Here is a 26,131-nt window from a genome sequence, read left to right as displayed (position 1 = left end):
CCTATAGTTACTGAGACATCTATCGCAAATTCAAACAAGTGTTTAAATAACGGTTGAAATTTTTACTTAACCACGACACACTGAGACTGCAATAGACTCATCTTACCAGTTGCGAATAAAAGCAATAGTCCACCCTATCGGACGAAGGAGAACATTCATGATCTACCAGAGTAACAGCATCACCGTCGCCTATCTGGCGGATGGTATTGCCGAGTTTACCTTTAATGCTGCAGGTTCAGTTAATAAATTTGACCAACAAACCTTAGCAGATTGTCGCGCCGCTTTGAATCTGCTGCATGCAGATAAAAACCTCAAAGGCGTGATTTACACCTCAGGAAAAGACGCATTCATCGTAGGCGCTGACATTACTGAGTTTTTAGGTACATTCCAGCAGCCTGAAGCTGAACTTATCCCTTGGATCAAATCTGCCTCTGATGTATTTGACCTGGCAGAAGATTTACCAGTTCCTACCATTGCTGCAATTCGTGGTTTTGCCTTAGGTGGTGGTTTTGAGTGGACCTTAGCAGCAGACTACCGTGTGGCAGACACCACAGCCAAAGTAGGTTTACCTGAAGTAAAACTCGGCTTAATGCCTGGCTTTGGTGGTTCAGTTCGTTTACCTCGCATTATTGGTGCTGACGGTGGTATGGAATGGATCACCACTGGTAAAGAGCGTGGCGCTGATGCAGCGTTAAAAGAAGGCGCTATTGACGCCGTGGTTGCTCCTGAAAAATTAAAAGACGCTGCGCTGTCGATGATTAAGGATGCCATAGCCGGCAAACTGAACTGGCAGAAAAAACGCGCTGCTAAATTACAGCCGTTAAAGCTGAATAAAATTGAAGCTATGATGAGCTTCAACACCGCCAAAGGCATGGTGTTTGCCAATGCAGGTAAACATTACCCTGCTCCTATGGTGGCGGTAGAAACTATTGAAGCTGCAGCCCGCTTAGACCGTGCTGGTGCTGTCGCTTTAGAAAACGCCTCTTTTGCTAAACTGGCAAAAACTACAGCTGCTGCTGCACAGATTGGTTTATTCCTCAATGACCAGCTGATTAAAGGCAAAGCGAAAAAAGCCGCCAAAGTAGCAACCAAAGATATCAAAAAAGCAGCCGTATTAGGCGCAGGCATTATGGGCGGCGGTATCGCTTACCAGTCTGCATTAAAAGGCGTGCCAGTCGTGATGAAAGACATAGCCGACAAAGCTTTAGAGCTGGGTATGGGCGAAGCCACTAAGCTATTAAACAAGCAAGTTGAGCGCAAAAAGTTAGATGCTGTAGGTATGGCGAAAGTGATTGCCAGCATTCAGCCAACTTTGAGCATGGAACCGGTAAAAAGCGTTGATATAGTGGTAGAAGCAGTCGTTGAAAACCCAAAAATCAAAGGTGCTGTATTAAAAGAAGTGGAAGAATTAGTAGCGGCAGATGCCATTATTACCTCCAACACCTCAACCATCTCCATTGATTCTTTAGCGGCAAACTTAAAAGACCCAAGCCGCTTCTGTGGTATGCACTTCTTTAACCCTGTGCACCAAATGCCTTTGGTCGAAGTGATTCGTGGTAAAGACACCAGCGAAGAAACTGTAGCTGCAGTGGTAGCTTACGCTGCCAGAATGGGTAAATCTCCTATTGTGGTCAACGACTGCCCTGGTTTCTATGTCAACCGCGTCTTGTTCCCGTACTTTGCAGGTTTCAGCAAACTGGTATTAGACGGTGCTGACTTTGCCAAAGTAGACAAAGTGATGGAAAAAACTTTCGGCTGGCCTATGGGCCCTGCTTACTTGCTGGACGTTGTTGGTTTAGATACCGCCTTCCACTGCACAGACGTGATGGCAGCTGGTTTCCCAACCCGTATGGGCAAAGTCGAAAACGACCCAGTGGCTCTGATGTATCAGGCACAGCGTTATGGTCAGAAAAACGGTGTAGGTTTCTATGCGTACAGCAAAGATGCCAAAGGCAAGCCGAAAAAAGATTCTGATGCAGTATCCTATGACTTACTGGCTAAAGCTGGTGCTTCAGGCGTGGAATTCAGCGCCGACGATATTATTGCCCGTTGTATGGTGCCCATGATTAACGAAGTGATCCGCTGCTTAGAAGAAGGCATTGTTGCCAGCGCTGCAGAAGCGGATATGGGCTTAATTTATGGTTTAGGTTTCCCTCCGTTCCGTGGTGGCCCGTTGCGTTATGCCGACACCATTGGTCTGGCGAACTTTGTTGCTTTAGCTGACAAATATGCCCACTTAGGTGAAATCTATCAGGTAACAGACAAAACCCGCGCCATGGCAGCTTCTGGTGCCGTGTTCTACCCGGTTTAAGGCGGAGAGAAACAAATGAAACAAGCAGTGATCGTTGATTGTATCCGTACCCCTATGGGTCGTTCTAAAGCTGGTATCTTCCGCAACGTGCGTGCTGAAGAATTATCAGCCTATGTAATGGCCGCTCTGGTCGAGCGTAATCCGGCTTTAGATCCGGCCGAGATAGACGACATTATCTGGGGTTGTGTACAACAAACTCTGGAACAAGGTTTTAACGTCGCCCGTAATGCGTCGTTATTGGCAGGTATTCCACATTCAGTGCCGGCAGTCACGGTAAACCGCCTTTGTGGTTCATCGATGCAAGCCTTACACGACGCAGTACGTGCCATTCAAACCGGTATGGGTGAGGTGTATTTAATTGGTGGCGTGGAACATATGGGCCATGTGCCTATGACCCACGGTGTGGATTTCCACCCTGGTTTAGGCAAAAACATCGCCAAAGCTTCAGGCATGATGGGTTTAACAGCTGAACTCTTAGGTAAACTGCATGGCATCAGCCGTCAGCAACAAGACGAGTTTGGCGCCCGCTCACACCGTTTGGCGTATGAAGCCACTTTGCAGGGTCGTTTTAAAAACGAAATTATCCCTGTGCAGGGCCATGACGCTGATGGCGTATTAAGAGTATTTGATACCGACGAAGTCATTCGTCCTGAGACCACAGTAGAAGCTTTGGGCGCTTTACGTCCTGTATTTGACCCGGCTAACGGTACTGTGACTGCTGGTACTTCTTCTGCCTTATCAGACGGTGCTTCTGGCATGCTGGTGATGAGTGAAGAAAAAGCCAAAGCCTTAGGCTTAAAAATCCGCGCCAAAGTCATAGGTATGGGTATCGCAGGTTGTGATCCGTCTATTATGGGTTATGGCCCAGTGCCAGCCAGTAAAAAAGCTTTAAAAGCTGCTGGTATCACTATCGCCGATATCGACTACGCTGAGTTAAACGAAGCTTTCGCTGCACAGGCTCTGCCTGTGATGAAAGACTTAGGTTTACTGGAAGTGATGGACACCAAAGTAAACTTAAATGGCGGCGCTATCGCTTTAGGCCACCCGCTGGGCTGCTCTGGTTCACGGATCAGCACCACACTGATTAACGTGCTGGAAGATAAAGGCGGCAAATACGGCTTAGCTACTATGTGTATTGGCTTAGGCCAGGGTATAGCGACAGTGTTTGAGCGTGTTGAATAGGATACCCTTCGTACTTGAAGCTGCAGCTTTGTTGACTGCGGGCTCTCGCCCCAGTCACATAGTGAGCTATGCTCCTGGGGTCTCGTACCCTTGTTGCCGCTCTGCAACATCAATTACTTAGGGTATTAGATACTAGCTTTTGAATAAGAGGGTTGGCGTTGGCCAGCCCTTTCTATTTGTACTTTGAAATGCAACTGCGGAGGCTTTAAAACACCACAGCCTGAACTTTGACTTTCTGCTGATCAATCACAGCTTTGAAATCAGGGCTTGTTGTCGACCAATCTACAATATCGACTTTCCACGGTAAATCAGACTCCGAAAAGGCTTCGCTTAAACTGGCCATTAAGGCTAAAGGCAAAGGCTGCTGTGACATAACCACCAAATCCAAATCAGAAAAAGGCTTAGCTGCCCCTTTCACGCGTGAGCCAAAAGCCCAGACTTCACAGGAAGGCACTAGTTGTCGCAAGATCTGCTGCACTATGGCCAAATGTTCAGAACTGATATCTAACTGACTGATACTCATGCCATCCTCTTTTGCAACTGCTCAGATAAATAGCTGGCCTCAGCTAAAAACTTTGGAATACCTGCCACCACTTCTAAAGCCACAGCTTCATCGTAGCTATGACTGGTTTTGCCACGCATTTCACGATACAAACGCCAGTCTGGCCAGCTTCCGAGTAATAAACCCTGCTCATTACCGGTGCGGATCAAATCCTGAAAAGGCATCTGATCAAATAGCTCAGGGGTCGCCGACGCCATTTCCAGGTAACGTTTCAGCATTTTATGGCTGATTTCATAAGTAAACTCAAAACGTTGTACCAGACCATCGCGAATTTGCGTGTCACTTATATCTTGCTGATACCTTAACCAACCTTCATGCAGCCTATTGGTGGCATTATGTAAAGGGGTGAGATCGAGAACCAAATCATTCATCAGCTAAGTCCTGTATCAAGCTTTGTCACAACCGCAGGTATAGGGGAAATTAACGCTATGCTAGCGTAATTTGCTATCTTTTGCCCTATCTTAGCCTGAAGTTGGGGTTTTCGCCTAAATCCGGCTTTTCAGCACGAATAAGCTAAGTTAGCATAAGCGCCTTTTCTCACGTGGAACCTGAACTATGTCGAATCCGGAACAGTTGTTTTTAGCGGCCGATCAGCAGCTGGATACTTTAGGTTTACGTTGTCCTGAGCCTGTGATGCTGACTCGACTTGCTATTCGAAAAATGACGGCGGGCCAGACGCTATTGATCATAGCGGACGACCCGGCCACTACCCGCGATATTCCGGCTTTCTGTCGTTTTATGGAACATGAGCTGGTAGCCAGTGATACCAGTGTCGAGCCTTATCGCTATTTAGTGAAAAAATCTGGCTAACCACAGCTAAGACTTAGTTTTCAGGCTTAGCTTTAAGGCTTAAAGAAGCACAAATGCCCGGCAGGTTTTCAGCTGTCATACCTTCTTGTAAAAACCCATCTGCAGAGCTTAGTTTTGCTCTTGCTGCATCATCCGCAGCCATCACCTGATCTATCCAACTGGCATGACTGGATACTCTGGTATACAGCTCTTTGACGCCATATTCGCCTACATCTTTAAACCAGGAATCCACTCTGGAACTCACGCCCAGCAGGTAATAACCATCGTCTTTTTTCAGATACGCCGGGCCACCACTGTCGCCATTGCCTGATATACCTTCCAGCTCCAGAGCTTGTTGATCAGATTCAAAAACAAAACGCAGATCGGATTTGGTCACTGCAGTTACTTTATTCTGAGCCTTACGCAGTACGCCGTTGTTTTCTTTATAGCCTAGAGTTTCACCTGTTAAACCAGTACCAGTGCCGCCGCTGCCAATAAACCAAAGCACTTGATCGCGCTCGTCCTGCTGGCGGTATAACTTAGCAGGCTCCACACCAAGCACAGGTTTTGCCAGTTTAATCAGTGCCAAATCATTGTGTTCACCCAACTGATATGACGGGTAGCTATAACGAGCTTTTACTTCTACCAACTCATCTCCCACCTGAACAGGCTGGCCGGGATTTAAGCAAAACACCGTATGAGCAGCGGTAAGTACCCATTCAGGCGCAATCAAAGTGCCGTGCACACCAATGTTGTAGAAGGTCACCAAAGGTGGAAAATCAGCCCTGGACGCCAGATACAGCTCTGGCGCTTTGTCGTGACGAATAACAATAGCCGAAGCCGGCATGGCCAGAATACTGGTCGCCATAAGTAAGCCACCACTCAACAGCTTTAGATTGATCCTGTTCCGCATCAGATTTTCCTTATTTAGCTTTTAATAACAATCAGACTGACAGAAAAACAAAAACCACTTAAGGCATTAAATGTAAGCAGTTATTTAAACACCATTCGCTATTCCGTCTGAATTTATCCTCCCTTTAAATGCGTTTTTCCGCTCTTTATCTGTTCGCTCTGTGAGGGCCAACCCCCTTCCGCCACACTGCCTGCATCAAGACACTTAGCCACTGATAAACAAGGAAAATACCATGCAACAGTCCAACAAAGTCTTTAACCAAACCAACTTAAACCTGCTGCTAGTCACGGCGCTGGCGGCTTTAACCATTAAAACCCAGCTGCTGCCAAGCGACAGCACTACAGTGCGAGAACTCAATGTGCAGCGTATTAATGTGATGGAACCCAGCGGTCATCCACGTTTGGTCATTGCCAATACCGGCCATGCGCCTAAAGCCATTAAAGATGGCAAAGAGTTTTTTGATCCGGGTCCGCGTCCAGGCATGATTTTTTACAATGACGAAGGTACAGAAAACGGTGGCTTTGTATTCCGGGGTTTTGAAAAAGACGGCAAAGTGGAGCATGGCCTGCATTTATCTTTTGACCGTTACAATCAGGACCAAAGCCTGGCGCTGCAGCATGTGGAACAAGACGGTATGCTGGTGACTGGCCTGAACGTGATAGACAGACCGCAATACCCTGTTGATGACTATATGCAACTGATGCTGGCCGCAGAAAAAGGTGATGCCAAAGCTTCAGCACGCATAAAAGAGCTAGAGCAACTCCACCCAGATATTCATGGTAACAGAAGGGCTTTTTATGGCACATTAAACAAAAAAGCTATGCTGCAACTTAATGATCCACAAGGAAATAAACGAATTGAAATGGCTGTGGGTACAGATGGCAAGCCTCAACTGGTGTTTTATGCCGCAGATGGCAGCGAACTGATGCGTTTACCAGAAGCAGTGCAGGTGAACTAATGAAACAGCTAAAAACCTTTGCCCTGTTATTGTTGTTCTCTTATGGCTTGATGTTGTACCTGGCGCTGCTGCAAACAGCGCCAGGACAACAGCTACAATTTCATGCCGATGCACCTGTCTGGCTAACCTTGCAGGCTATGTTATCGCTTTGGTTAAGCCGCAAGTTAGATGCTGTACTTTGGGCTAAAGGCGCTGCGGCTTCATTGCTGCAGCGTTATAGCCAAAACTTTGGCTTAAGTTTGCTGATTTTTGTTAGCTTGATGACAGGACTACAGCTGCTAATAGACACAGTAACTAGCCAGCCATTGGTACTGCAGCAGTATCTGCGGGTCAGCCTGATGTATCTGCTGGTACATAGTTTAATAGCGGCTGCAGACCTGCTATGGCAGGCATTAAAACGCCAGCAACAACAGCAACTGGAACTGATGCAGGCGCAGCAGCATAACCAGCAGTTCAAACTGCAATTGCTGCAACAACAGCTGGACCCGCACTTTTTATTTAATAACTTAAATGTGCTCTCTGTGCTGATACATAAGAACCCGGATCAGGCCGAACAGTTTCTCGACCATTTTGCCGATATTTACCGTTACCAGTTGCAACAAGGCGGTAAAAATTTAGTACCTTTGGCCGACGAGCTTGCTTTTGCACAGCAGTATATGGCGCTGCTGGCACAGCGTTTTCCGGCCAGTTTTCAGTTGCAAATCACTATTGAGCCGCAGCAGCAAACCAACTACCAATTAGTACCCTGCTGCCTGCAGCTGCTATTGGAAAACGCAGTGAAACATAACAGCGCTTCAGCCGAACAACCTTTGTTGATTCAACTGAAACTTCAGCACAACCAGTTGATAGTGCGCCATTCACTGAGACCCAAAGCTTTTGCTCAGCCAGGCACTGGCACTGGTTTAGCTAACTTATCCGAACGTTGCCTGGCCCTGCTTGGCAAGCCCATCGCAGTGATACAAAACGACGAATTTATCGTTCAAGTGCCGCTGCAGCATAGTGTGTAAATTAGCGGTATAAGCAAGGATTAGCCATGAAAGTACTGATTATTGAAGACGAGCTTTTAGCAGCAGAAAAGCTGGCCGGTTATCTGAAACGATATCAGCCCGATGCCGAAGTGATCGCTCAGCTCAGTTCTGTAGCCCAGGTACTGGAGTTTTTCGCTGCTGAGCCTAAAGCTGTGCAGCTGGATTTAATCTTCTCTGATGTAGAGCTGACAGATGGTCAGGTATTTACTGCGTTGGAACAGCTGGATTTACCTTGTCCTGTGCTTTTCACCACAGCTTACGATCAATACTGGATGCAGGTGTTTCAATACCAAGCCGTGGATTATTTACTGAAGCCCTTCTCCTACCCCAGATTCGCCGAAGCTATGCTGAACTTTGCCCAGCTTAAACATAAGCTGCAGCAGCCCTTTATAGCCGCAGCTCCTGCATATAAAAAACGCTTTTTATTACGTAAAGGCCAAAGCTTATCTATTTTACCAGTTGCCGATATTCTGCTTATCCGTGCCGCAAACGGCGTGTTGCTTGCGACAGATAAACACAACAGCGTGCATATACTGACAGAAGCAAACTTAGGCGATATAGAAAGCCAACTCGACCCCAGCGAATTCTTCCGGCTAAACCGCAGCGATATCCTACATATCAGCAGTATTTTGCAGGTAGAGCCTTACAACAAAGAGTCAGTGGCTGTAGTGCTAAGCTGCGATAAAGAACCGGCTATCAGCAGCAAAACCAGAACGGCGTTGTTTAGGAAGTGGTTAAATCAGTAGGTTTTCGATAAAAAACAGAGCAAGATTGTAAACGAAGATGCTTCATCTACTTTTTGTTCAATTGCACCACTATGAACTAAGAGGTTAATCGAAAGGATAAATGAACAATAAGCAAAACAAGTGGAAAGCCAAATAAGAAACCTAAACTATGTGCGAGAGTTTTTCTTACAATAACAGTTAGATGGGAAACTACCTGTGATGTTTTAATCAACTCAAAAATAATGCAGCCAAAAATGAGGCTTAACATTAAACCGCCGCCGACCTTAATTAAAGCAATATTCGTATCGGAAGCAAAAGTACCAAAGGCGACAAACCAAAGTAGTATATGAAGACCAATTACTAAATTAAGCATTCTATTCACCTTCTTGTGATAAGGCTCTCTCACCCAAGATTACAGAGAACCTTATATTCACACCAATCACCCTGCTATTGTGTAAGCTATAAAAGCGGTAAATCTTTTATAACAGACTTGGCACATCCTTAAGTTTTAATCTTAAATAAAGATAACGTTCACTTGAAGTGGCACAGTTCCAGCTCTCTAAAGTGGTCTGAGCACAATACTTTAGTAACGATTGATGGACAGCTAGAAGTACTGCGAGCGAAACCTATTTGTTCTAATTGAGAAATTAAAAAAGGAGCCGAAGCTCCTTTTTTAATTACTATCAATCAATTAACGATCAAGGCAATGTATCACTGCAATACTGAAATATCCGCTACGCGCAGGAATAACTGACGCAATTGCTGCAACAAAGCCTGACGGTTTAAGCGTACTGCTGCGTCGTCGGCATTCACCATCACTTTGTCGAAGAACTGGTCTACTACATCGCGCATGGCCGCCAGATGGCTTAAACCTTCAGCGTAGCTGCTCACTGTGGCCTGATAGGCCTGTTCAGCCACTATGGCCTTATACAGAGCTTGTTCGGCTTCTTCAGTCAGCAGAGCGCTGTTGATGCTGGCAGGAATAGCTTCTGTCACTTTGGCCAGGATATTCGCTACCCGCTTATTGGCAGCAGCTAAAGCTAAAGCGGCATCCAGTTTACGGAATTCAGCTACAGCTTTAACACGACGGTCGAAGTCGGCCGGATTGGTTGGACGGCGGGCTAATACAGCCTGGATCACGTCTACACCAAAACCTTCGCCTTCGTACCAGGCGCGGAAACGGCCTAACATAAAGTCCAGCACTTCGTCGGAAACGCTGGCTTGAGTCAATTTGTCACCAAAGGTGGTTTTGCTGAATTCAATCAGTTCAATCAGATCCAGTGGTAACTGTTTTTCGACCATAATACGCAGTGCACCAATGGCAGCACGACGTAAGGCGAAGGGGTCTTTGTCGCCTTTTGGCGCCTGACCTATACCAAAAATACCAACCAACGAATCCATCTTATCGGCGATGGCTACAGCACAAGCTTCGAGCTGGCTTGGCAGGCTGTCACCGGCAAAACGTGGTTTGTATTGCTCATTCAGCGCTACAGCCACAGCTTCGGCTTCACCGTCCAGACGGGCATAATGCATACCCATCACGCCCTGCACTTCAGGGAACTCGCCAACCATATTAGTCATTAAATCGGTTTTAGATAACAAACCAGCGCGTTCTGCATGTTGTACATCAGCACCAATTTTGCCGGCAATAAAAGCGGCAACTTTGGCAATACGCTCTGACTTTTCTAATAAAGTACCCAGCTTTTGCTGGAACAATACGGTACTTAAAGCTGGCAGACGATCAACAAGTTTGGTTTTGGCGTCTGTGACAAAAAAGAACTGAGCGTCGGATAAACGTGGGCGCACGACTTTTTCGTTACCAGAGATAATCTGGCTTGGGTCTTTGCTGGCGATGTTCGCTACAAAAATGAATTTATTCAATAACTTGCCATTGTTATCAACCAGCGGAAAATACTTCTGGTTGTCTTTCATGGTGGAGATTAACGGCTCAGCCGGAACTTGCAGGAAACGTTCTTCAAAAGAACCGACCAACACAACTGGCCATTCCACTAAAGAGGCAACTTCTTCAAGCAGGGCATCATCCATCAGCGCCACGCCGTTTAAAGCTTTAGCCTGAGCTGTCACGTTTTCAGCAATAATGGCTTTACGTTTGGCGAAGTCGGCAATGACATAACGCTGTTCCAGCGTGCTTAAGTAGGCATCGGCATTTTTGATTTCTACCAAAGCTGGTGCATGGAAACGGTGGCCATAGCTAACGCGGCCCGACTCTTTGCCAAGAATAGTAGCAGGCACTACGTCGTCACCTAATAAAAGAGTAACAGTGTGCACAGGGCGGATAAATTCGGCCGTTGAATTGCCCCAGCGCATTGGCTTGGCAATTGGCAGTTTAGCTAAAGCAGTGCTGATCACAGCTGGTAATAAAGAAGCAGTGCTTTCGCCTTTAATCAGTGCTTTATGAATGAGCCAGGCGCCTTTGTCGGTTTCTAAACGCTCGGCCTGCTCAGCGGTAATACCGTTTGATGCAGCCCAGGCTGCAGCAGCTTTAGTGGGCTGACCATCGGCATCAAAAGCAGCAGCTAAAGCCGGGCCACGTTTTTCAACCACTTTGTCTTGCTGTTGCAACGCCAGTTGATTGACGCGAACAGCTAAACGACGAGGTGCTGCGTACCAGCTGACGTCGCCATGGCTTAAGTTGTGTTTCGCCAGCTCTTCAACAATGTTGTCGCTAAAGGCAGTAGCTAAGGTTTTTAAAGCTTTTGGTGGTAACTCTTCGGTACCAATTTCTACGAAAAAATCTTGCACAGACATTATGCCTCCTGCGTTGACTGGTTACGGCTCTTGCTGTCACTACATAGGGGAAAACCTAACTTTTCCCGCGCAGCGAAATAGGCTTCAGCACAGGCTTTAGCCAGGGTGCGTACCCGCAGAATATAACGCTGACGCTCGGTCACAGAAATGGCGTGACGAGCATCCAGTAAGTTAAAAGCGTGCGAGGCTTTCATTACTTTTTCATAAGCCGGTAAAGCTAAACCTGCTTCAATCAGCTTCTGGCTTTCAGCTTCACACTGATCGAAGTAAGTGAACAGCGCTGGCACGTCCGCATATTCAAAGTTGTAGGTGGACTGCTCTACTTCGTTCTGGTGGAACACATCACCGTAAGTGACACGGCCTAAAGGACCGTCAGCCCACACCAGATCATAAATACTGTCGACGCCCTGGATGTACATCGCCAGACGCTCTAAACCATAGGTAATTTCGCCTGTGACAGGGCGGCACTCTAAGCCACCTACTTGCTGGAAATAAGTGAACTGAGTCACTTCCATGCCGTTTAGCCATACTTCCCAGCCCAGACCCCAGGCGCCCAGCGTTGGCGATTCCCAGTTGTCTTCGACAAAGCGGATATCGTGCACCAGGGTATCAATACCCAGTTCACGTAAGGAACCTAAATACAGTTCCTGAATATTGGCTGGTGACGGCTTTAAGATCACCTGAAACTGATAGTAGTGCTGCAGACGGTTTGGGTTTTCACCGTAACGGCCATCGGTAGGACGGCGGCAAGGCTGCACATAAGCCACGTTGGTAGGCTCAGGGCCTAAAGAACGTAAAAAAGTCATAGGATGGAAAGTACCGGCCCCTACTTCCATATCCAGCGGCTGAACAATAACGCAGCCCTGGCGTGCCCAATAATCTTGTAATGCCAGGATCAACCCCTGGAAGGTCTTCATATCGTACTTTTGCATTAGCCTGACCTGCTGGTAAAAATGACTGAAAAGTATACCCATTTGCGGCGTCGAACTGTAGCGCTAAGCCGCGTTTTTTATGGGTTTTTTAAGATTCAGGGTCATATTGAAATTTAAATGATATCAAGAGTGTGGTTTTTTTGAACTTACGTACTCAGCATATTGCGGCCTGTTCGCCTTTTCGGATACCTACATGAATAAACACATAAATTGGCTTTGAATCAGCGTAATATGAAATATCCCACTGAGGATAAAACGTGGCAGTCAAGTAGCTGGAGAGCCACCACAAGACCGCCACTCATTTTTCTTTTCAAAATACAAAATCTATTCCAAGGCTTATCAACTGCGCATCATTGTGATAACTGAAATCGTACCAGGGAAGTCTATCTCCTTTGTCTTTAAAATCGTTGTATTCTAGTTTTACAGCTGCACTGCTAGCCAGGTTGTATCTGACACCCACTGTGAAAATCTCATGTTCTTCAGCCTCACCTGTACCAAATCCTTGCCAGTCTTTAGTCAGTTTGAGTTTTGCTGATGACAATCCGACATAAGGTTGCCAAGTATCATGATTGTAAACAAGGCTTAAATAGTAGGTAGGGAACTCGGAACCATAACCATCGTCATAAAAGACATAGTTGTAGTCGAACAAAAAAGTCACATACTCAAACGTAAAACTGCCACCCAAGCCAAAAAAATCTAGACCAAAGTCAGTTAACGGCCAATCTCCTGACGTAATAGGAGTACCATCAGGATTTGTTCTTCGTTCAATTCTTTGGTCTATGACGCCATCGCCATCGAGGTCAAATTCGTCAATAAAATATATGTCAGCTGTTGTATTATAGTTTGTACTAAAGTATGAAGCTCTGATGTCTATCCAGTCATTACTAAACGCAATGTTAGTTCCAAGTATCTTACTCCAGGTTACATCTGCAGTCCCTGCAATATAATTACCTTCTTCTGGAAAATAATACCCGCCTCTGTTTCTCCAAAAATCATGTGATTTAATATTATTCTGTGTCTCTCTTCCGCCAAACACACTAGCGTTTACAGTCCAGTCTCCAAAGTTTATTGTATGAATATAGGTCAAGCCATTGAATTGAGTTATTTCCCACCAATAAAGATTAGCTGGAGGTCTGATCCAAGGATAGGCATACCCTACCTCCATATATTCTGAAAAGTAATACATAGGCAACATTCGTCTACCTACAATTAATGAACCGTCAGTACCCACCTGATAGCTTAAATAGGCCCAATCTATGTCTGGGCTCCATTCATCAGCACCTTTGGCAACAAGTTGTATAGTAGCATTTAGTTTGTCATTAATAGCCGCCTGCATTTGCAAGGCGACCAGAGATTCTTGTTCAAGACCCAGTTCTTCGGTGTAAAACGCATAGTCATAAAAATCGACTTGGAACTCTTTTTCACCTGATGGATCTATATCCCCGCCAATGACCTTACCCGCAACGAAGGATCCATATCCGCTAAATTTGATATCACTATCGGCATGAACGTTAAAGGCTATCACCATCACAATAAAACTAAGTATTTTTAGCATAAGGAAATCCTCAATGTTGGATTAAAACCCGAACCTTATCCGAGACAGCAGCGCTATCAACTATGCCGATAGTGCTTGGATTTTCACTCACGAGCTTTATCATCTCCTCAGCGGTGACTTCTTTTGGCGGAGTTCCTTTTCCTGTGAACATTAACTTTGACCAAAACGCTTTGACTTGTGCATCAGAGCGGCCAAGCACCTTCTGGTTGAACAATGATTGATTAGGATCACCCTCGGGTAAATTTAATACAATCACAGGATTGCCATCAGGGAAGCTTTTTAGTTTTCCGGTAAATAGGTTTTTAATATCTGATTCCGTTAAAGCTTGTTGGTTTGTTGCATGGACGATAACGGCTACCTGACTATAGAGGGGGTTACTGAAAAGACTTAATGTAAAAATCGTTATACCAAGTTTACTTAGGTTCATCTGATTTTCCTTATATTTGCTTCCACTTTCAACTCTAGTAGCAGGCAGTCCTATTTTCCAACCTTACAGTTTTATTTTTTAGAAAATTGATGTTTGGGCAGTTTTATTTGCCATAGCTTTTCTCAGCTGATCGTTGTTGGGTATTATTTTTTATTCGAGATGCAGGCGAAAAATCATTTGTATTCGCAGAGTTTTTCTAGTGCATTGTTAGACAATAAGGCAGATAGCACGCAAGAGGTATAGTATTAAAGAGGTAGGCCAGTTAGCTTCTGCTAACTGGCCTTAATAGATATAAAAAAGAATACCAGTAATAATACTGTATGATTAGAAGTTGTTTGTTTACACGTCCAGGTTTGCAACCCGCAGTGCGTTTTCTTCGATAAAGTTGCGGCGTGGTTCTACGTCGTCACCCATTAGTGTGCTGAATAGCTGGTCGGCACCAATGGCGTCTTCAATAGTAACGCGCAGCATACGGCGAGTATTTGGATCCATGGTGGTTTCCCATAATTGTTCAGGGTTCATCTCACCCAGTCCTTTATAACGCTGGATATATAAACCACGTTTGGATTCGGCCATCAGCCAGTCAAGCCCTTCTACAAAGCTTTCTATTGGCTTGATTTTCTCACCACGACGAACATAACCACCCTCTTCAATCAGGCCCGCTATAGCGCTGCCTAATTCAATTATGCGGCCGTAGTCTACTGAAGTGATAAAGTCATAATGCAGCAGGTATTCGTTGTCGATACCGTGCTGACGGATAATGACTTTTGGTATAAATAGCTGACGTTCGCGGTCTTCTACTATAGAGTGCGCATAGCTTGAACCATCGCCTTCACGCTCTTGTAAGCGTGTGACTATGTGCTTGGCCCAGACTTCTGCTAAAGCAGCGTCTTTGCACAGCTCAGGCGTCAGAGCTGGCACATACACCAGTTCGTTCAGTAAGTTCGACGGGATCTTACGACTTAAACGAGTGATAGTAGCTGTTACTTTATGGTACAGCTGCACCAAAGTTTCCAGCTGCAAACCACCTATGCCAGGAGCATCTGCATTCACATGCAAAGTAGCTTCATCAAGTGCCAAAGTAGTTAAGTACTCAGTTAAAGCCGGATCATCTTTAATATATTGTTCTTGCTTACCTTTTTTCACTTTATATAAAGGCGGCTGAGCAATATAGATATAACCACGTTCAATCAGCTCTGGGGTTTGACGGTAGAAGAACGTCAGTAACAGAGTACGGATGTGAGAACCATCTACGTCGGCATCCGTCATCAGGATGATGCTGTGATAACGGGTTTTGTCCGGGTTGTATTCATCACGACCAATACCACAACCTAAAGCGGTGATCAGCGTGCCTACTTCCTGAGATGAAATCATCTTGTCGAAACGGGCTTTTTCTACGTTCAGGATTTTACCTTTTAACGGTAGAATAGCCTGGTTTTTGCGGTTACGGCCCTGCTTGGCAGAACCACCCGCAGAATCACCCTCTACCAGGTAAAGTTCTGATAATGCTGGATCTTTTTCCTGACAGTCGGCCAGCTTACCTGGTAAACCTGCGATATCTAACGCACCTTTACGGCGAGTCATTTCACGGGCTTTACGCGCGGCTTCACGGGCACGGGCTGCGTCGACAATTTTGCCAACAATGATACGGGCTTCACCGGGGTTTTCTAACAGGTATTCGTTCAGTTTTTCGTGCATTGCACTTTCAACTGCAGACTTCACTTCGCTGGATACCAGCTTGTCTTTGGTCTGAGAACTGAACTTAGGGTCCGGCACTTTAACGCTGATAACAGCTGTTAAACCTTCACGGGCGTCGTCGCCTGTGGCCGAAACTTTCATTTTTTTAGCGTAGCCTTCGTGCTCAATATAAGTGTTTAACACCCGGGTTAACGCCGAGCGGAAACCTGCTAAGTGAGCACCACCATCCCGCTGTGGAATGTTGTTGGTGAAACAGTAAATGCCTTCCTGGAAGGAATCGTTCCACTGCATTGCTACTTCGACAGAAATGCCATCTTCTTCACGATGAGAAGTGAAGTAAAAGGCTTTCTGGTGAACCGGAGTTTTTGTGCGGTTTAAGTACTGCACAAAAGCTTCGATACCACCTTCGTATTTGAAATGGTCGGTTTTGTCGTCACGCTCGTCGGTCAGAATAATGCTGACGCCAGAGTTCAGGAATGACAATTCGCGTAAACGTTTGGCCAGAATATCGTAGTGGAAATTGATATCGCTGAAAATGGTTGGGCTTGGCCAGAAACGAATGGAAGTACCAGTGCCTTCTGTTTCACCTACTATAGATAAAGGCGCGTCTGGCACACCTAAACGGTAAATTTGTGAATGCACTTTTTGCTTACGGCGAATGGTCAGCTCTAACTTGTCAGATAAAGCGTTTACTACAGATACACCTACACCGTGCAAACCACCAGATACTTTGTAGGAGTTATCATCGAATTTACCACCGGCGTGTAATACCGTCATGATAACTTCAGCTGCAGATACACCCTCTTCGTGCATATCTGTAGGAATGCCACGACCGTTGTCGCGTACTGATACTGAGTTATCGGTATGGATAGTGACCCATACATCAGTACAGTGGCCAGCTAAGGCTTCATCGATGGAGTTGTCGACGACTTCGAATACCATGTGATGTAAGCCTGAGCCGTCGTCCGTATCACCGATATACATACCGGGTCTTTTACGTACGGCATCCAGGCCTTTTAATACTTTGATACTCGACGAGTCGTAAATATGTTCTTCGGCCATCTTCATTCTGTCCGTATTGTTATCTGTCCGTGTTCCACGTGAAACAATGCTGGATTCACATCCGGTATTGCAGGCAGAACCTGATCAGTATTAATCGCTGAAATAAATACCTGCGAATTAATGGTGTTTAAAAAACTAAATATATGACGCTTGGAATTATCGTCTAATTCCGAGGCCAAATCATCAATTAATAACACTGGCTTTTTATGGCCGTAGTTATAGATCACGTTACTTTGCGCGACTTTCAGCGCAAAGAGTAATACTTTCAGTTGTCCACGCGACAAGACTTCTTCTACCGCTTGGCCCGCTACTTTCAGCTTTAAATCCGCTTTTTGTGGGCCAAACTGGCAATGTCCTAAGCGCAGGTCCTGCAGAAAATTCTGCTGCAGTAGTTGCTGTAATTGCTCCGGCGTATCGATACGTTCGGGCCAGCCTGAATACAACTGCATGGTTAAAGCCGAAGCCCAAGGCGCTTCAATCAACAAAGGCTGAACCGCTGCATCTAAAGCCGAAATGTAACGCTGGCGTAATGCCTGTAATTCAAATGCCAAACTGGTCAGGTTCTGGTCCCAGTAGGCATATTCATCGTTATAGCGCTTTTGTGTTTTTAACAACGCATTTCGATGTTTCAGTACACGCTGCAATTTACTCCACAAGGAATAGAAACTGTGTTCCACGTGAAACAATCCCATATCGAAAAACTGCCGTCTTTCTTTTGGGCCACCCAATAAAAGCTTAAAGCTCTCTGGGGTAATTAGTTGAACCGGCAGCAATTGCGCCAGTTCAGAGACACGGTTCAGGTCTTCCCCGTTTAACCGCATCCGCAGCTCGCCTTCGCGTTCGCGCTGCAAACCAAGATTTACTATCTGCTGCGCCATCTCAACTTTGGCATTGAGTAAAAATGCCGGTTGTTCATAGCGGATCAGTTTTTCTGGTCTGCTACTGCGAAAAGAACGGCCATGCGCCAAATAATAAATGGCCTCGAGCAAACTGGTTTTGCCGCTGCCATTTTCGCCATAAATCAGGTTGATCTCGGAACGAAACTCTAAGTGAGCTTCGGCAATGTTGCGAAACTGCTGAATTCTAAGCGTATTTAATGCCATTCACTATAAACGCATTGGCATCACAACGTACATGGCGCCTGATTTAGCTGCTACACCTTCAATCAGCGCACTGGAATTACCGTCACTTAAATGCAGCAGCACCAGATCAGTTGACAAGGTATTCAGTACATCGAGCAAGTAGCCGACGTTAAAACCAATCTCCAGCGTATCGCCCTGGTATTCCACTTCAATACTTTCTTCCGCTTGTTCGTGCTCAGGATTATTTGCCACAATTTGCAGTTCGCCTGAACTCAAAGTAAAACGTACGCCACGGTATTTTTCATTCGATAAAATGGAAGCGCGGACACAAGAATCTTTTAATACATCGCGGTGCGCTGTTACCAGCTTAGTGCTATTGCGTGGTAGTACACGACGATAATCAGGGAAACGGCCGTCAATCAATTTACAGCTGAAGCTAAACTGAGTGTCGGTTAAACGAATATGATTTTGGCCTAAACTTAAAGTCACCAACTGATCGTCAGCTATTAATAACCGCATGACTTCCAACACACCTTTGCGCGGAATAATGATTTGTTTTGAATGACCAGCTGTAGCAGCTAATTCAATAGAACTCATGGCCAGACGATGACCGTCTGTTGCGACAGAACGTAAAGTGCCGTTATCTACTTCAAACAACAAACCGTTCAGGTAATAACGCACATCCTGGTTTGCCATAGAAAAGGCAGTGTCGTCTAACAAATGACGCAACTGGCTACGTGGCAACTGTAAGTCGACCTCTCCTTGCCAGCTTTCTAAATTTGGATAATCGTTGGCGCTTAAGGTCGATAAAGTAAACTTACTTTTACCTGTGCTAACCACACAGTTGTCCCCCTGCACTGTGACACTTAATAAAGAGGTATCGGGCAGGCTGCGGCAAATATCCAGAATCTTTTTCGCAGGCACTGTAATGCGGCCAGGGCTGAACAATTGCTGGATTGGTGACATGGCCACCAGTTCGATTTCTAAATCGGTACCAGTCAGAATAAGCTGACCGTCGTCACGCGCCTCAATCAACACATTCGACAAAATAGGTAAAGTGTGGCGTCGTTCAATAGCACCTGACACCATTTGCAAGGGTTTGAGCAGAGCGTCGCGTTCAATAGTAAATTGCATCACCATTCCCTATTATGAAGACAATGTTCGAATTAAATTTTGGAAATCTTCTTTAATTTCATGCGTCTCTTCTTTTAACGACTCGATTTTACGACACGCATGCAAGACTGTGGTGTGGTCACGGCCACCAAAAGCATCGCCAATTTCCGGCAAGCTGTGATTGGTCAGCTCTTTCGCCAAAGCCATAGCCATTTGACGAGGACGAGCCACTGACCGACTGCGGCGTTTAGACAGCAAATCCGCCACCCGTATTTTGTAATACTCAGCCACAGTTTTCTGAATATTCTCGATAGTCACTAACTTGTCCTGCAACGCCAGCATATCGCGTAACGCTTCGCGTACGAAATCGATGGTAATAGGACGGCCTGTAAAATTGGCATTGGCAGAAATACGGTTTAACGCCCCTTCTAATTCACGCACATTGGAGCGAAGGCGTTTAGCGACGAAAAAAGCCACTTCTTCCGGCAAGCGAATATTGATCTCCTGAGCTTTACGCATCAGGATCGCAACCCGGGTTTCCAGCTCTGGTGGTTCGATGGCGATAGTTAAACCCCAACCGAAACGACTTTTTAAGCGCTCTTCCACGCCGTCGATTTCTTTTGGATAACGATCGCTGGTTAAAATGATCTGCTGGTTACCTTCAAGCAAAGCATTAAAGGTATGGAAGAACTCTTCCTGGGACCGATCTTTTTTCGCGAAGAATTGAATATCATCGATAAGTAGCGCATCCACAGAACGGTAATAGCGTTTAAATTCTTCTATCGCATTGTTTTGTAAAGCTTTAACCATATCCTGAACAAAACGTTCTGAGTGCATGTAGATGACTTTGGCATTTGGATTTTTCGCCAGAATACCGTTGCCAACTGCATGCAATAAGTGAGTTTTACCTAAACCTGTACCGCCGTATAAAAATAGCGGATTGTAGGCAGTGCCTGGATTATCAGCCACTTGCTTAGCAGCAGCGCGCGCTAACTGGTTCGATTTACCTTCTACAAAGTTATCGAAATTGTGTTTCGCATTGACATTGCTGTTGACAATAGTTTTCGGCGCTGGCTCAGGCATTGCAGCCACCGGCGCCGCAGCAGGTGCAATTCGCGGCAATTGATTCACAGGGGCGGCCAAAGGCTTTTGGGTTGAACCTACGTCAAAGCGTAAACGTGGCGCATGATCGCCACAGTAGCCCTGGATCAATTCATTGATCCGGTTCAGGTATTTGTCACGCACCCAATCCAACACAAAGCGGTTAGGCGCATACAAAGTCAGTGCGTCATGCGAGCTGTCAGCTTGTAATGGACGGATCCAGGTTCCAAAATCACGAGCCGGTAGCTCGGCCTGGAGCGCTTCGAGGCAATTTTTCCAAACGGACTGATACACCATATCTCCAAAAGCCCCTAATAATTATTATTTAGTCAGGCGGGCGGAAGTGAAAAGAGCGGTATTATCATACGATCTTATCCACAAGTTCAATATTGACTTTTGCAAAAATGCAACAAGCGACGAAAACAATATTTAAGTGATTGTTTTATATAAAAATAAACCTCTTATTCTATTTACTGATATGCAGGCAAAATATAAGAGCAAAGCGGTCCAAAAAAAGCTGTTTTTTAAAACAACACACATTTTATCCCAGTCAAGCCATCCACCTTGTGGACAACTTTTAAAGATCGATGAAAAATAATGATCAGATCAGCAGAAACACAAGGATCTGCATTGACAACAGCTGCCGACCCGCTTAGAATTCGCGCTCTTTTTTAATCGCTGCGTTTTGGTTTTTACTAAAACACAGACCCTTAGTAAATATCGACCGGACGGACGAAGTTATGAAAAGAACATTTCAACCTAGCGTTTTAAAACGTGCTCGCGTCCACGGCTTCCGTGCTCGCATGGCTACTAAAAATGGCCGCCAAGTGATTGCACGTCGCCGTGCTAAAGGCCGCAAGCGCTTAACAGTCTAGTCAGATTCGTAAGCGCTGCGTGGTCAGCTATACATTCAGCAGGGAGTTACGTCTGTTAACTCCCCGCGAATTCGACAATGTCTTCCAAAATCCTTTCAGGGTTTCTTCTCCTCTCTTTACCATATTGTGCAAACCTACTCAGTCTTCTCATCCAAGACTAGGTCTGACTATTGCCAAAAAACGTGTTAAATTAGCCACGCATCGAAACCGCATCAAAAGATGTTCACGGGATAGCTTCAGGCTACACCAACATGAACTTCCTCCTGTTGATTTAGTTTTGATGGTAAAAGGTGATATCAGCAACACACCCAATGAAGAATTGCACAAGCAACTGGACAAGTTATGGGGCAAAATAGCTCGCCAATACAAAACACTGGTGCAAGACTGCTAATTTCTACTGTACGTGGTTATCAGAAGTTGCTCAGTCCTTTATTTGGGCCTAGTTGCCGGTTTTATCCCACCTGTTCTCACTACGCTATTGAAGCCATAGAACGCTTTGGTGCCGTAAAAGGTGGTTGGTTAACTACAAAACGTTTATTAAAATGTCACCCCTTACATCCCGGTGGTGAAGACCCGGTTCCACAAAAGCAGAAAGAGACTAACTAACAGATGGATTCTCAACGCAGTTTATTAGTAATAGCACTCGCCTTCGTTAGCTTATTGTTATGGCAAGCATGGCAAACCGATCACGCGCCTAAACCAGTAACTCCTGTTACTGAACAAAGCACAACCAGCTCTGCTGGTTCAGCGGATTTGCAATTAAGCAGTTCAGGCGCATCAGCTCAAGCGGCAGCAGTTGTTGCAGCACAGCAACTGATCACTGTCAGCACAGATGTACTAAAAGTGCAAATCGACACTAAAGGCGGCGATATTGTTGACTTAACCTTGCCTGCTTTTACTTTAACCAAAGACAGCGACCAGCCTTATCAGCTGATGCGTAAGCTCAATGGTTTTGAGTATGTGGCTCAGTCAGGTTTATTGGCCGATGGTCCGGATGACAAACGCAACAGCGGTCGTCCTGTATACAGCGTGGCACAAACCAGTTACACCCTTGCCGAGGGTGAACAGCAAGTGGTCGTCCCTTTAACTTTTAGCCACAACGGCTTAGAAATTGAAAAACGCTACACATTTACCGCTGGAAAATATGATGTCCGGGTAGAGTATTTGCTGAAAAATACCACAACAGGCACTAAGCTGGTTCAGCCTTATCAACATCTGGTGCAAACCATTGATAACGGCGAAGGCAGCAATATGATGATGCCTATTTACCGCGGCGCGGCGTTCTCTACTTCTGAAAAACGTTATGAAAAATACGATTTTGAAGAGATGCAGGAAACCAACCTGGCTCAATCGACCAAAGGGGGTTGGGTAGCCATGCTGGAACACTACTTTGTCGCTGCCTGGATCCCAGAAAAAACAGCTGATAATCAGCTGTATAGCTTAGTGAATAACGGCAACGGTATTGTAGGCGTGAAAGGCCCTGAGCTGACTGTCCCAGCTGGTGAAGGCCTGACGATAGCTTCTACTTTTTATGCCGGTCCTAAGGATCAGGATAAATTAGCCGCTATTGCTGATGGTCTGGATCTGACAGTCGACTACGGTTTTTTATGGTTTATTTCTCAATTTTTATTCTGGTTACTGACCATTATTCAAGGTTTTGTCAGCAACTGGGGTGTAGCCATTATTATAATTACTTTACTGGTGAAGGGTTTAATGTACCCTCTGACCAAAGTGCAGTACGAGTCTATGGCCAAGATGCGTAATCTGAAGCCAAAAATTGACGAGCTGCAGGCCCGTTATAAAGACGACCGCTCAAAAATGGGCCCTGCCATGATGGAGCTGTACCGCAAAGAAAAAGTAAACCCTATGGGTGGCTGCTTACCTATGCTGGTACAAATGCCAATCTTCCTGGCTCTGTACTGGGTGTTCGTTGAGAGCGTGGAATTACGTCAGGCGCCGTTTATGTTATGGATCCAGGATTTATCCACTCAAGATCCTTACTACGTATTACCAGTGCTATTTGGTATCAGTATGTTTGTGATGCAGAAGCTGACGCCTATGACAGTGACGGATCCTATGCAGCAAAAAATTATGCTGTGGATGCCTGTGGTGTTCTCAGTATTCTTCCTGTGGTTCCCAAGTGGTCTGGTGCTGTACTGGTTAGTCAGCAACCTGATTTCTTTAGCCCAGATGCTGTATATCTACCGTGGTATGGAAAAGAAAGGCTTATACACTAAGGCCTGATACTCCTGAGCTACACTTTAAAGGCCTGTTCTCAGGCCTTTTTGTTTTTTTGAGTTTAACAAATTGATCCTGTGGCCAAAGTAATTGGTGTTGCAGTGAGGCGACAAGCGAATCAGGAGCATAGTTGTCTATGTGACTGGGGCGAGTCTCTTCATTAAAATCGGGCGGTCAACAAAACTGCAGCTCCAAGTACGAAGGCTATAAATTAAGTCGAGGTTTGATCTATGTACAGCACAGACACTATCGCCGCTCAGGCCACAGCCACAGGTCGTGCCGGTGTAGGAATTATAAGAGTATCAGGCCCTGCCGTATCTGCAGTGGCTTCTGCCATTCTGGGCAAAGTGCCAAAGCCCCGTACTGCTGAATACCTGCCGTTTTTAGATGCACAAAAACAAACGCTGGATCAGGGCATAGCTTTGTATTTCCCAGGCCCTAATTCCTTTACCGGTGAAGATGTACTTGAATTACAAGGCCACGGCGGCCCTGTGCTTTTGGATATGCTGCTGCGTCGTGTACTCGAGATCAAGGATATACGTATAGCACGCCCAGGCGAGTTTTCCGAACGGGCCTTTTTAAACGATAAATTAGATTTAACTCAAGCCGAAGCCATAGCCGACTTAATTGACGCAAGCTCAGAGCAGGCAGCACGTTCAGCTATGCATTCGTTGCAAGGGGAGTTCTCGCGCAAAATACACGACCTGGTAGAAAAAGTGATTTACCTGCGGATTTATGTCGAAGCAGCTATCGACTTTCCGGATGAAGAAATCGACTTTTTATCAGACGGCAAAGTGGCAGGTGATTTAGCCGAAATTATCTCAGATTTAACAGGTATTCAGAAACAAGCCACTCAAGGCAGCATATTGCGCGAAGGTATGCGCGTAGTGATTGCTGGCCGGCCTAATGCGGGTAAATCCAGCTTATTAAACGCGTTGGCAGGCCGTGAAGCCGCCATAGTGACGGAAATAGCAGGCACCACCCGTGATGTACTGCGTGAACATATTCATATCGACGGTATGCCGTTGCATATCATCGATACCGCGGGTTTACGTGAAGCCACAGACAAAGTGGAACAAATAGGCATAGAACGCGCTTGGCAGGAAATAGAGCAAGCAGACCGCGTACTTTTTATGGTCGACGGCACCACCACCAATGCCACCAGCCCAGCCGATATCTGGCCAGATTTTATGTCACGTTTACCGAAAGACTTAGGCTTAACTGTCATTCGTAATAAAGCGGACTTAACGGGTGAAACTTATGGTGCCAGCCAGGACGGTGACTATCCGGTATTTCATATCTCGGCAAAAACCAATTCCGGTATAGAAGAGTTACGGGATCACTTAAAAGCCTGTATGGGCTTTGACGCCAATACCGAAGGCAGCTTTATCGCACGCCGTCGCCATTTAGACGCGCTGGAACGCGCTGCAGAGCATTTGGCTATTGGCGATGCTCAGTTGCATAACCACCTGGCTGGCGAGCTATTAGCAGAAGAACTACGCCTGACTCAGCAACACCTGAATGAAATTACCGGCGAATTTAGTTCGGATGATTTATTGGGCAGGATTTTCAGCTCATTTTGTATTGGGAAATAACTAGTTTTAACGCCCTCCCCGCATGGCCAGATGATCGCTGGCGGTGCGGCGGATCAGCAGTGTAAGTACTCCGGCTCCACATAACGTAATCACGCTTGCCAGAAGTAAACCTGAATCAAAACTGCCGCTTTGCTTGGCTAAATAACCACTGATCGCAGGTGCAATAACTTGGGCAGTACCATAACAAAGCGTCATTTTACCCATCAGCTGAGCTGGTTTTGCTGGCAATAAGCGCCCTGCCATTGTCAGCATTAAGCTGACGCAACCGACAAAACTGATACCAAATAAAAAAGCACTGAAAAATAACACCAGGCTCTGACTCCAGAGCACAGGTAACACAATAGCCAAAGCGTTTAACAACAAAGCCCAACGTAAACTGACTAAATAACCTGATAGCCGCGCAACCCTATCCCAGATTAGAGCCGCTGGTGCTGCGCCCAGACCTAAAGCAAAAAATGCCCAGTTACCAAAACCTGAAAGTTCTGCATTAATACTCGCCATAGCGACAATAAAAGTGATGGTGACCACATAGCCATAACCGGCGCAGAAATACATCAAAAATAAGGGCCAGAGAAAACTGCGGGGCAAAGCTAAAGGTATTGCATCTGTGTTATTGCTGAATAACGTCAGCTGCGGTGCAGGCAGCCAGCGCCATGCCGGAATAATCAATACCAATCCAAGCAGACTAAGCGCCAGCCATTGTTGATCCCAGCTCAAAGTGGCAAAGCTAAACAACTCGACTAATAACGCCACTAGAGCTATGCCCAAGCCGAGACCAGCAAAATGTAAACCCAGTTCAGCTTTAGCACCACGTGCAGCCAGCTGCTGCAAAATAAGACCAGAGGCCAATAACATCGAAGCAGCGGAACTTAAACCTGCCAGAAAGCGCCACAAGCCCCAAAACAGCGGCTCTGAACTATAAGCAGTGGCTAGTGTGCTTAGGACAGCAAAAATTAAACCTATACGATAGGCATAAAACTTCCAATGCCAGTCTTTTAACCGCACAGCCAATAAAGCACCGGCAAAATACCCCAGATAATTTACTGCTGCTAAATAACCAGCCAAAGCTTCAGTAAGACCAGCACCGGACATTAAAGGAATAAGCGGAGTATAGGCAAAACGCGCTATGCCCAAACACAACAGCTGACTAAAAAAACCAGCCAACAGGAAGCGGCGGGCCACTGGATCAGACATAAACATCCTTTAAAGTACTTTT

The 26,131-nt window shown here is 45.8% G+C and carries 24 protein-coding genes; 11 read left to right on the top strand and 13 right to left on the bottom strand.

Annotated elements, in window-relative coordinates; all coding sequences use genetic code 11:
- The first annotated feature begins 157 nt into the window (after positions 1–157).
- Together fadB and fadA are read left to right on the top strand one after the other, a co-directional pair.
- Positions 158–2,311: a fatty acid oxidation complex subunit alpha FadB gene (fadB, locus tag EMM73_RS04955; protein WP_127685347.1), complete on the top strand. Its 2,154-nt coding sequence runs from the start codon at positions 158–160 to the stop codon at positions 2,309–2,311.
- Between the two features lie 15 nt (positions 2,312–2,326).
- Positions 2,327–3,493 (top strand): acetyl-CoA C-acyltransferase FadA, encoded by a 1,167-nt coding sequence (gene fadA, locus EMM73_RS04950; RefSeq protein WP_127685346.1) that lies wholly within the window; start codon positions 2,327–2,329, stop codon positions 3,491–3,493.
- Positions 3,494–3,698: 205 nt separating this feature from the next.
- Here fadA and EMM73_RS04945 read toward each other — a convergent pair whose 3' ends face one another.
- Positions 3,699–4,016 (bottom strand): nucleotidyltransferase family protein, encoded by a 318-nt coding sequence (locus EMM73_RS04945; protein WP_127685345.1) that lies wholly within the window; start codon positions 4,014–4,016, stop codon positions 3,699–3,701.
- Positions 4,013–4,426, bottom strand: coding sequence for a nucleotidyltransferase substrate binding protein (locus tag EMM73_RS04940; RefSeq protein ID WP_127685344.1), 414 nt, complete (start codon positions 4,424–4,426; stop codon positions 4,013–4,015). Before EMM73_RS04940 ends, EMM73_RS04945 begins: the two co-directional genes overlap by 4 nt.
- Positions 4,427–4,610: 184 nt before the next feature.
- On the opposite strand from EMM73_RS04940, the gene tusA reads away from it, so the two are divergent.
- Complete coding sequence (tusA, locus tag EMM73_RS04935; RefSeq protein ID WP_127685343.1) at positions 4,611–4,865, top strand: sulfurtransferase TusA; 255 nt, start codon at positions 4,611–4,613, stop codon at positions 4,863–4,865.
- Between the two features lie 13 nt (positions 4,866–4,878).
- Here the strand turns inward: tusA and EMM73_RS04930 are convergent, their stop codons facing one another.
- Positions 4,879–5,757 carry a S1 family peptidase gene (locus EMM73_RS04930; RefSeq protein ID WP_127685342.1) on the bottom strand — a complete coding sequence of 293 codons (879 nt, stop codon included), beginning with the start codon at positions 5,755–5,757 and terminating at the stop codon, positions 4,879–4,881.
- A 232-nt stretch (positions 5,758–5,989) separates the two neighbouring features.
- Here EMM73_RS04930 and EMM73_RS04925 point away from each other — a divergent pair, with 232 nt between their 5' ends.
- The 3 genes from EMM73_RS04925 to EMM73_RS04915 are packed head-to-tail and all read left to right on the top strand — an operon-like array spanning position 5,990 to position 8,489.
- On the top strand, positions 5,990–6,715 hold the full coding sequence (locus tag EMM73_RS04925) for a hypothetical protein (RefSeq protein WP_127685341.1): 726 nt from the start codon (positions 5,990–5,992) through the stop codon (positions 6,713–6,715).
- Positions 6,715–7,722 (top strand): sensor histidine kinase, encoded by a 1,008-nt coding sequence (locus EMM73_RS04920; RefSeq protein WP_127685340.1) that lies wholly within the window; start codon positions 6,715–6,717, stop codon positions 7,720–7,722. Before EMM73_RS04925 ends, EMM73_RS04920 begins: the two co-directional genes overlap by 1 nt.
- 26 nt (positions 7,723–7,748) lie before the next feature.
- Positions 7,749–8,489, top strand: coding sequence for a LytR/AlgR family response regulator transcription factor (locus EMM73_RS04915; RefSeq protein WP_127685339.1), 741 nt, complete (start codon positions 7,749–7,751; stop codon positions 8,487–8,489).
- A 76-nt stretch (positions 8,490–8,565) separates the two neighbouring features.
- Here EMM73_RS04915 and EMM73_RS04910 read toward each other — a convergent pair whose 3' ends face one another.
- From EMM73_RS04910 to dnaA, 9 genes are all read right to left on the bottom strand, one after another.
- Positions 8,566–8,841 (bottom strand): hypothetical protein, encoded by a 276-nt coding sequence (locus EMM73_RS04910; protein ID WP_127685338.1) that lies wholly within the window; start codon positions 8,839–8,841, stop codon positions 8,566–8,568.
- A 338-nt stretch (positions 8,842–9,179) separates the two neighbouring features.
- On the bottom strand, positions 9,180–11,237 hold the full coding sequence (gene glyS / locus EMM73_RS04905; RefSeq protein ID WP_127685337.1) for a glycine--tRNA ligase subunit beta: 2,058 nt from the start codon (positions 11,235–11,237) through the stop codon (positions 9,180–9,182).
- On the bottom strand, positions 11,237–12,169 hold the full coding sequence (gene glyQ / locus EMM73_RS04900) for a glycine--tRNA ligase subunit alpha (RefSeq protein ID WP_127685336.1): 933 nt from the start codon (positions 12,167–12,169) through the stop codon (positions 11,237–11,239). Before glyQ ends, glyS begins: the two co-directional genes overlap by 1 nt.
- A 310-nt stretch (positions 12,170–12,479) precedes the next feature.
- Positions 12,480–13,724 (bottom strand): porin, encoded by a 1,245-nt coding sequence (locus EMM73_RS04895; RefSeq protein ID WP_127685335.1) that lies wholly within the window; start codon positions 13,722–13,724, stop codon positions 12,480–12,482.
- Positions 13,725–13,734: 10 nt separating this feature from the next.
- Positions 13,735–14,151, bottom strand: a complete 417-nt coding sequence (locus EMM73_RS04890) for a type 2 periplasmic-binding domain-containing protein (protein ID WP_222422599.1) — start codon at positions 14,149–14,151, stop codon at positions 13,735–13,737.
- Positions 14,152–14,490: 339 nt separating this feature from the next.
- Positions 14,491–16,911, bottom strand: coding sequence for a DNA topoisomerase (ATP-hydrolyzing) subunit B (gene gyrB, locus EMM73_RS04885; protein ID WP_127685334.1), 2,421 nt, complete (start codon positions 16,909–16,911; stop codon positions 14,491–14,493).
- A gap of 2 nt (positions 16,912–16,913) precedes the next feature.
- On the bottom strand, positions 16,914–18,014 hold the full coding sequence (recF, locus tag EMM73_RS04880) for a DNA replication/repair protein RecF (RefSeq protein ID WP_127685333.1): 1,101 nt from the start codon (positions 18,012–18,014) through the stop codon (positions 16,914–16,916).
- Between the two features lie 3 nt (positions 18,015–18,017).
- Positions 18,018–19,127, bottom strand: coding sequence for a DNA polymerase III subunit beta (gene dnaN / locus EMM73_RS04875; RefSeq protein ID WP_127685332.1), 1,110 nt, complete (start codon positions 19,125–19,127; stop codon positions 18,018–18,020).
- A 12-nt stretch (positions 19,128–19,139) separates the two neighbouring features.
- Positions 19,140–20,501 carry a chromosomal replication initiator protein DnaA gene (gene dnaA, locus EMM73_RS04870; RefSeq protein WP_008897168.1) on the bottom strand — a complete coding sequence of 454 codons (1,362 nt, stop codon included), beginning with the start codon at positions 20,499–20,501 and terminating at the stop codon, positions 19,140–19,142.
- Positions 20,502–20,947: 446 nt separating this feature from the next.
- On the opposite strand from dnaA, the gene rpmH reads away from it, so the two are divergent.
- The 5 genes from rpmH (at position 20,948) to mnmE (ending at position 24,915) form a co-directional block, all read left to right on the top strand.
- Positions 20,948–21,082: a 50S ribosomal protein L34 gene (rpmH, locus tag EMM73_RS04865; RefSeq protein ID WP_008897167.1), complete on the top strand. Its 135-nt coding sequence runs from the start codon at positions 20,948–20,950 to the stop codon at positions 21,080–21,082.
- 19 nt (positions 21,083–21,101) lie between these two features.
- A complete protein-coding gene (gene rnpA, locus EMM73_RS04860; protein WP_127685331.1) occupies positions 21,102–21,473 on the top strand; it encodes a ribonuclease P protein component in 372 nt (123 codons plus the stop codon).
- A complete protein-coding gene (yidD, locus tag EMM73_RS04855) occupies positions 21,425–21,688 on the top strand; it encodes a membrane protein insertion efficiency factor YidD (RefSeq protein WP_127685330.1) in 264 nt (87 codons plus the stop codon). The genes rnpA and yidD overlap by 49 nt, the downstream gene beginning before the upstream one ends.
- Before the next feature lie 3 nt (positions 21,689–21,691).
- Positions 21,692–23,326, top strand: a complete 1,635-nt coding sequence (gene yidC / locus EMM73_RS04850) for a membrane protein insertase YidC (RefSeq protein ID WP_127685329.1) — start codon at positions 21,692–21,694, stop codon at positions 23,324–23,326.
- 224 nt (positions 23,327–23,550) lie between these two features.
- Entirely contained in the window at positions 23,551–24,915 is a 1,365-nt protein-coding gene (mnmE, locus tag EMM73_RS04845; protein WP_127685328.1) for a tRNA uridine-5-carboxymethylaminomethyl(34) synthesis GTPase MnmE, read from the top strand.
- A 6-nt stretch (positions 24,916–24,921) separates the two neighbouring features.
- On the opposite strand, the gene EMM73_RS04840 is transcribed toward mnmE, so the two are convergent.
- A complete protein-coding gene (locus tag EMM73_RS04840; RefSeq protein ID WP_127685327.1) occupies positions 24,922–26,109 on the bottom strand; it encodes a YbfB/YjiJ family MFS transporter in 1,188 nt (395 codons plus the stop codon).
- Positions 26,110–26,131: the final 22 nt, after the last annotated feature.

Origin of the sequence: Rheinheimera sediminis, from assembly GCF_004005375.1 — a bacterium.
Lineage (GTDB): Bacteria > Pseudomonadota > Gammaproteobacteria > Enterobacterales > Alteromonadaceae > Pararheinheimera.
This window is presented reverse-complemented; position numbering and strand designations above follow the sequence as displayed.

Bases quoted from the DNA above. Each gene is read 5' to 3' on its own strand.
- fadB (WP_127685347.1), top strand. From the start codon at position 158: ATGATCTACCAGAGTAACAGCATCACCGTCGCCTATCTGGCGGATGGT.
- fadA (WP_127685346.1), top strand. From the start codon at position 2,327: ATGAAACAAGCAGTGATCGTTGATTGTATCCGTACCCCTATGGGTCGT.
- EMM73_RS04945 (WP_127685345.1), bottom strand. From the start codon at position 4,016: ATGAGTATCAGTCAGTTAGATATCAGTTCTGAACATTTGGCCATAGTG.
- EMM73_RS04940 (WP_127685344.1), bottom strand. From the start codon at position 4,426: ATGAATGATTTGGTTCTCGATCTCACCCCTTTACATAATGCCACCAAT.
- tusA (WP_127685343.1), top strand. From the start codon at position 4,611: ATGTCGAATCCGGAACAGTTGTTTTTAGCGGCCGATCAGCAGCTGGAT.
- EMM73_RS04930 (WP_127685342.1), bottom strand. From the start codon at position 5,757: ATGCGGAACAGGATCAATCTAAAGCTGTTGAGTGGTGGCTTACTTATG.
- EMM73_RS04925 (WP_127685341.1), top strand. From the start codon at position 5,990: ATGCAACAGTCCAACAAAGTCTTTAACCAAACCAACTTAAACCTGCTG.
- EMM73_RS04920 (WP_127685340.1), top strand. From the start codon at position 6,715: ATGAAACAGCTAAAAACCTTTGCCCTGTTATTGTTGTTCTCTTATGGC.
- EMM73_RS04915 (WP_127685339.1), top strand. From the start codon at position 7,749: ATGAAAGTACTGATTATTGAAGACGAGCTTTTAGCAGCAGAAAAGCTG.
- EMM73_RS04910 (WP_127685338.1), bottom strand. From the start codon at position 8,841: ATGCTTAATTTAGTAATTGGTCTTCATATACTACTTTGGTTTGTCGCC.
- glyS (WP_127685337.1), bottom strand. From the start codon at position 11,237: ATGTCTGTGCAAGATTTTTTCGTAGAAATTGGTACCGAAGAGTTACCA.
- glyQ (WP_127685336.1), bottom strand. From the start codon at position 12,169: ATGCAAAAGTACGATATGAAGACCTTCCAGGGGTTGATCCTGGCATTA.
- EMM73_RS04895 (WP_127685335.1), bottom strand. From the start codon at position 13,724: ATGCTAAAAATACTTAGTTTTATTGTGATGGTGATAGCCTTTAACGTT.
- EMM73_RS04890 (WP_222422599.1), bottom strand. From the start codon at position 14,151: ATGAACCTAAGTAAACTTGGTATAACGATTTTTACATTAAGTCTTTTC.
- gyrB (WP_127685334.1), bottom strand. From the start codon at position 16,911: ATGGCCGAAGAACATATTTACGACTCGTCGAGTATCAAAGTATTAAAA.
- recF (WP_127685333.1), bottom strand. From the start codon at position 18,014: ATGGCATTAAATACGCTTAGAATTCAGCAGTTTCGCAACATTGCCGAA.
- dnaN (WP_127685332.1), bottom strand. From the start codon at position 19,127: ATGCAATTTACTATTGAACGCGACGCTCTGCTCAAACCCTTGCAAATG.
- rpmH (WP_008897167.1), top strand. From the start codon at position 20,948: ATGAAAAGAACATTTCAACCTAGCGTTTTAAAACGTGCTCGCGTCCAC.
- yidD (WP_127685330.1), top strand. From the start codon at position 21,425: ATGGGGCAAAATAGCTCGCCAATACAAAACACTGGTGCAAGACTGCTA.
- yidC (WP_127685329.1), top strand. From the start codon at position 21,692: ATGGATTCTCAACGCAGTTTATTAGTAATAGCACTCGCCTTCGTTAGC.
- mnmE (WP_127685328.1), top strand. From the start codon at position 23,551: ATGTACAGCACAGACACTATCGCCGCTCAGGCCACAGCCACAGGTCGT.
- EMM73_RS04840 (WP_127685327.1), bottom strand. From the start codon at position 26,109: ATGTCTGATCCAGTGGCCCGCCGCTTCCTGTTGGCTGGTTTTTTTAGT.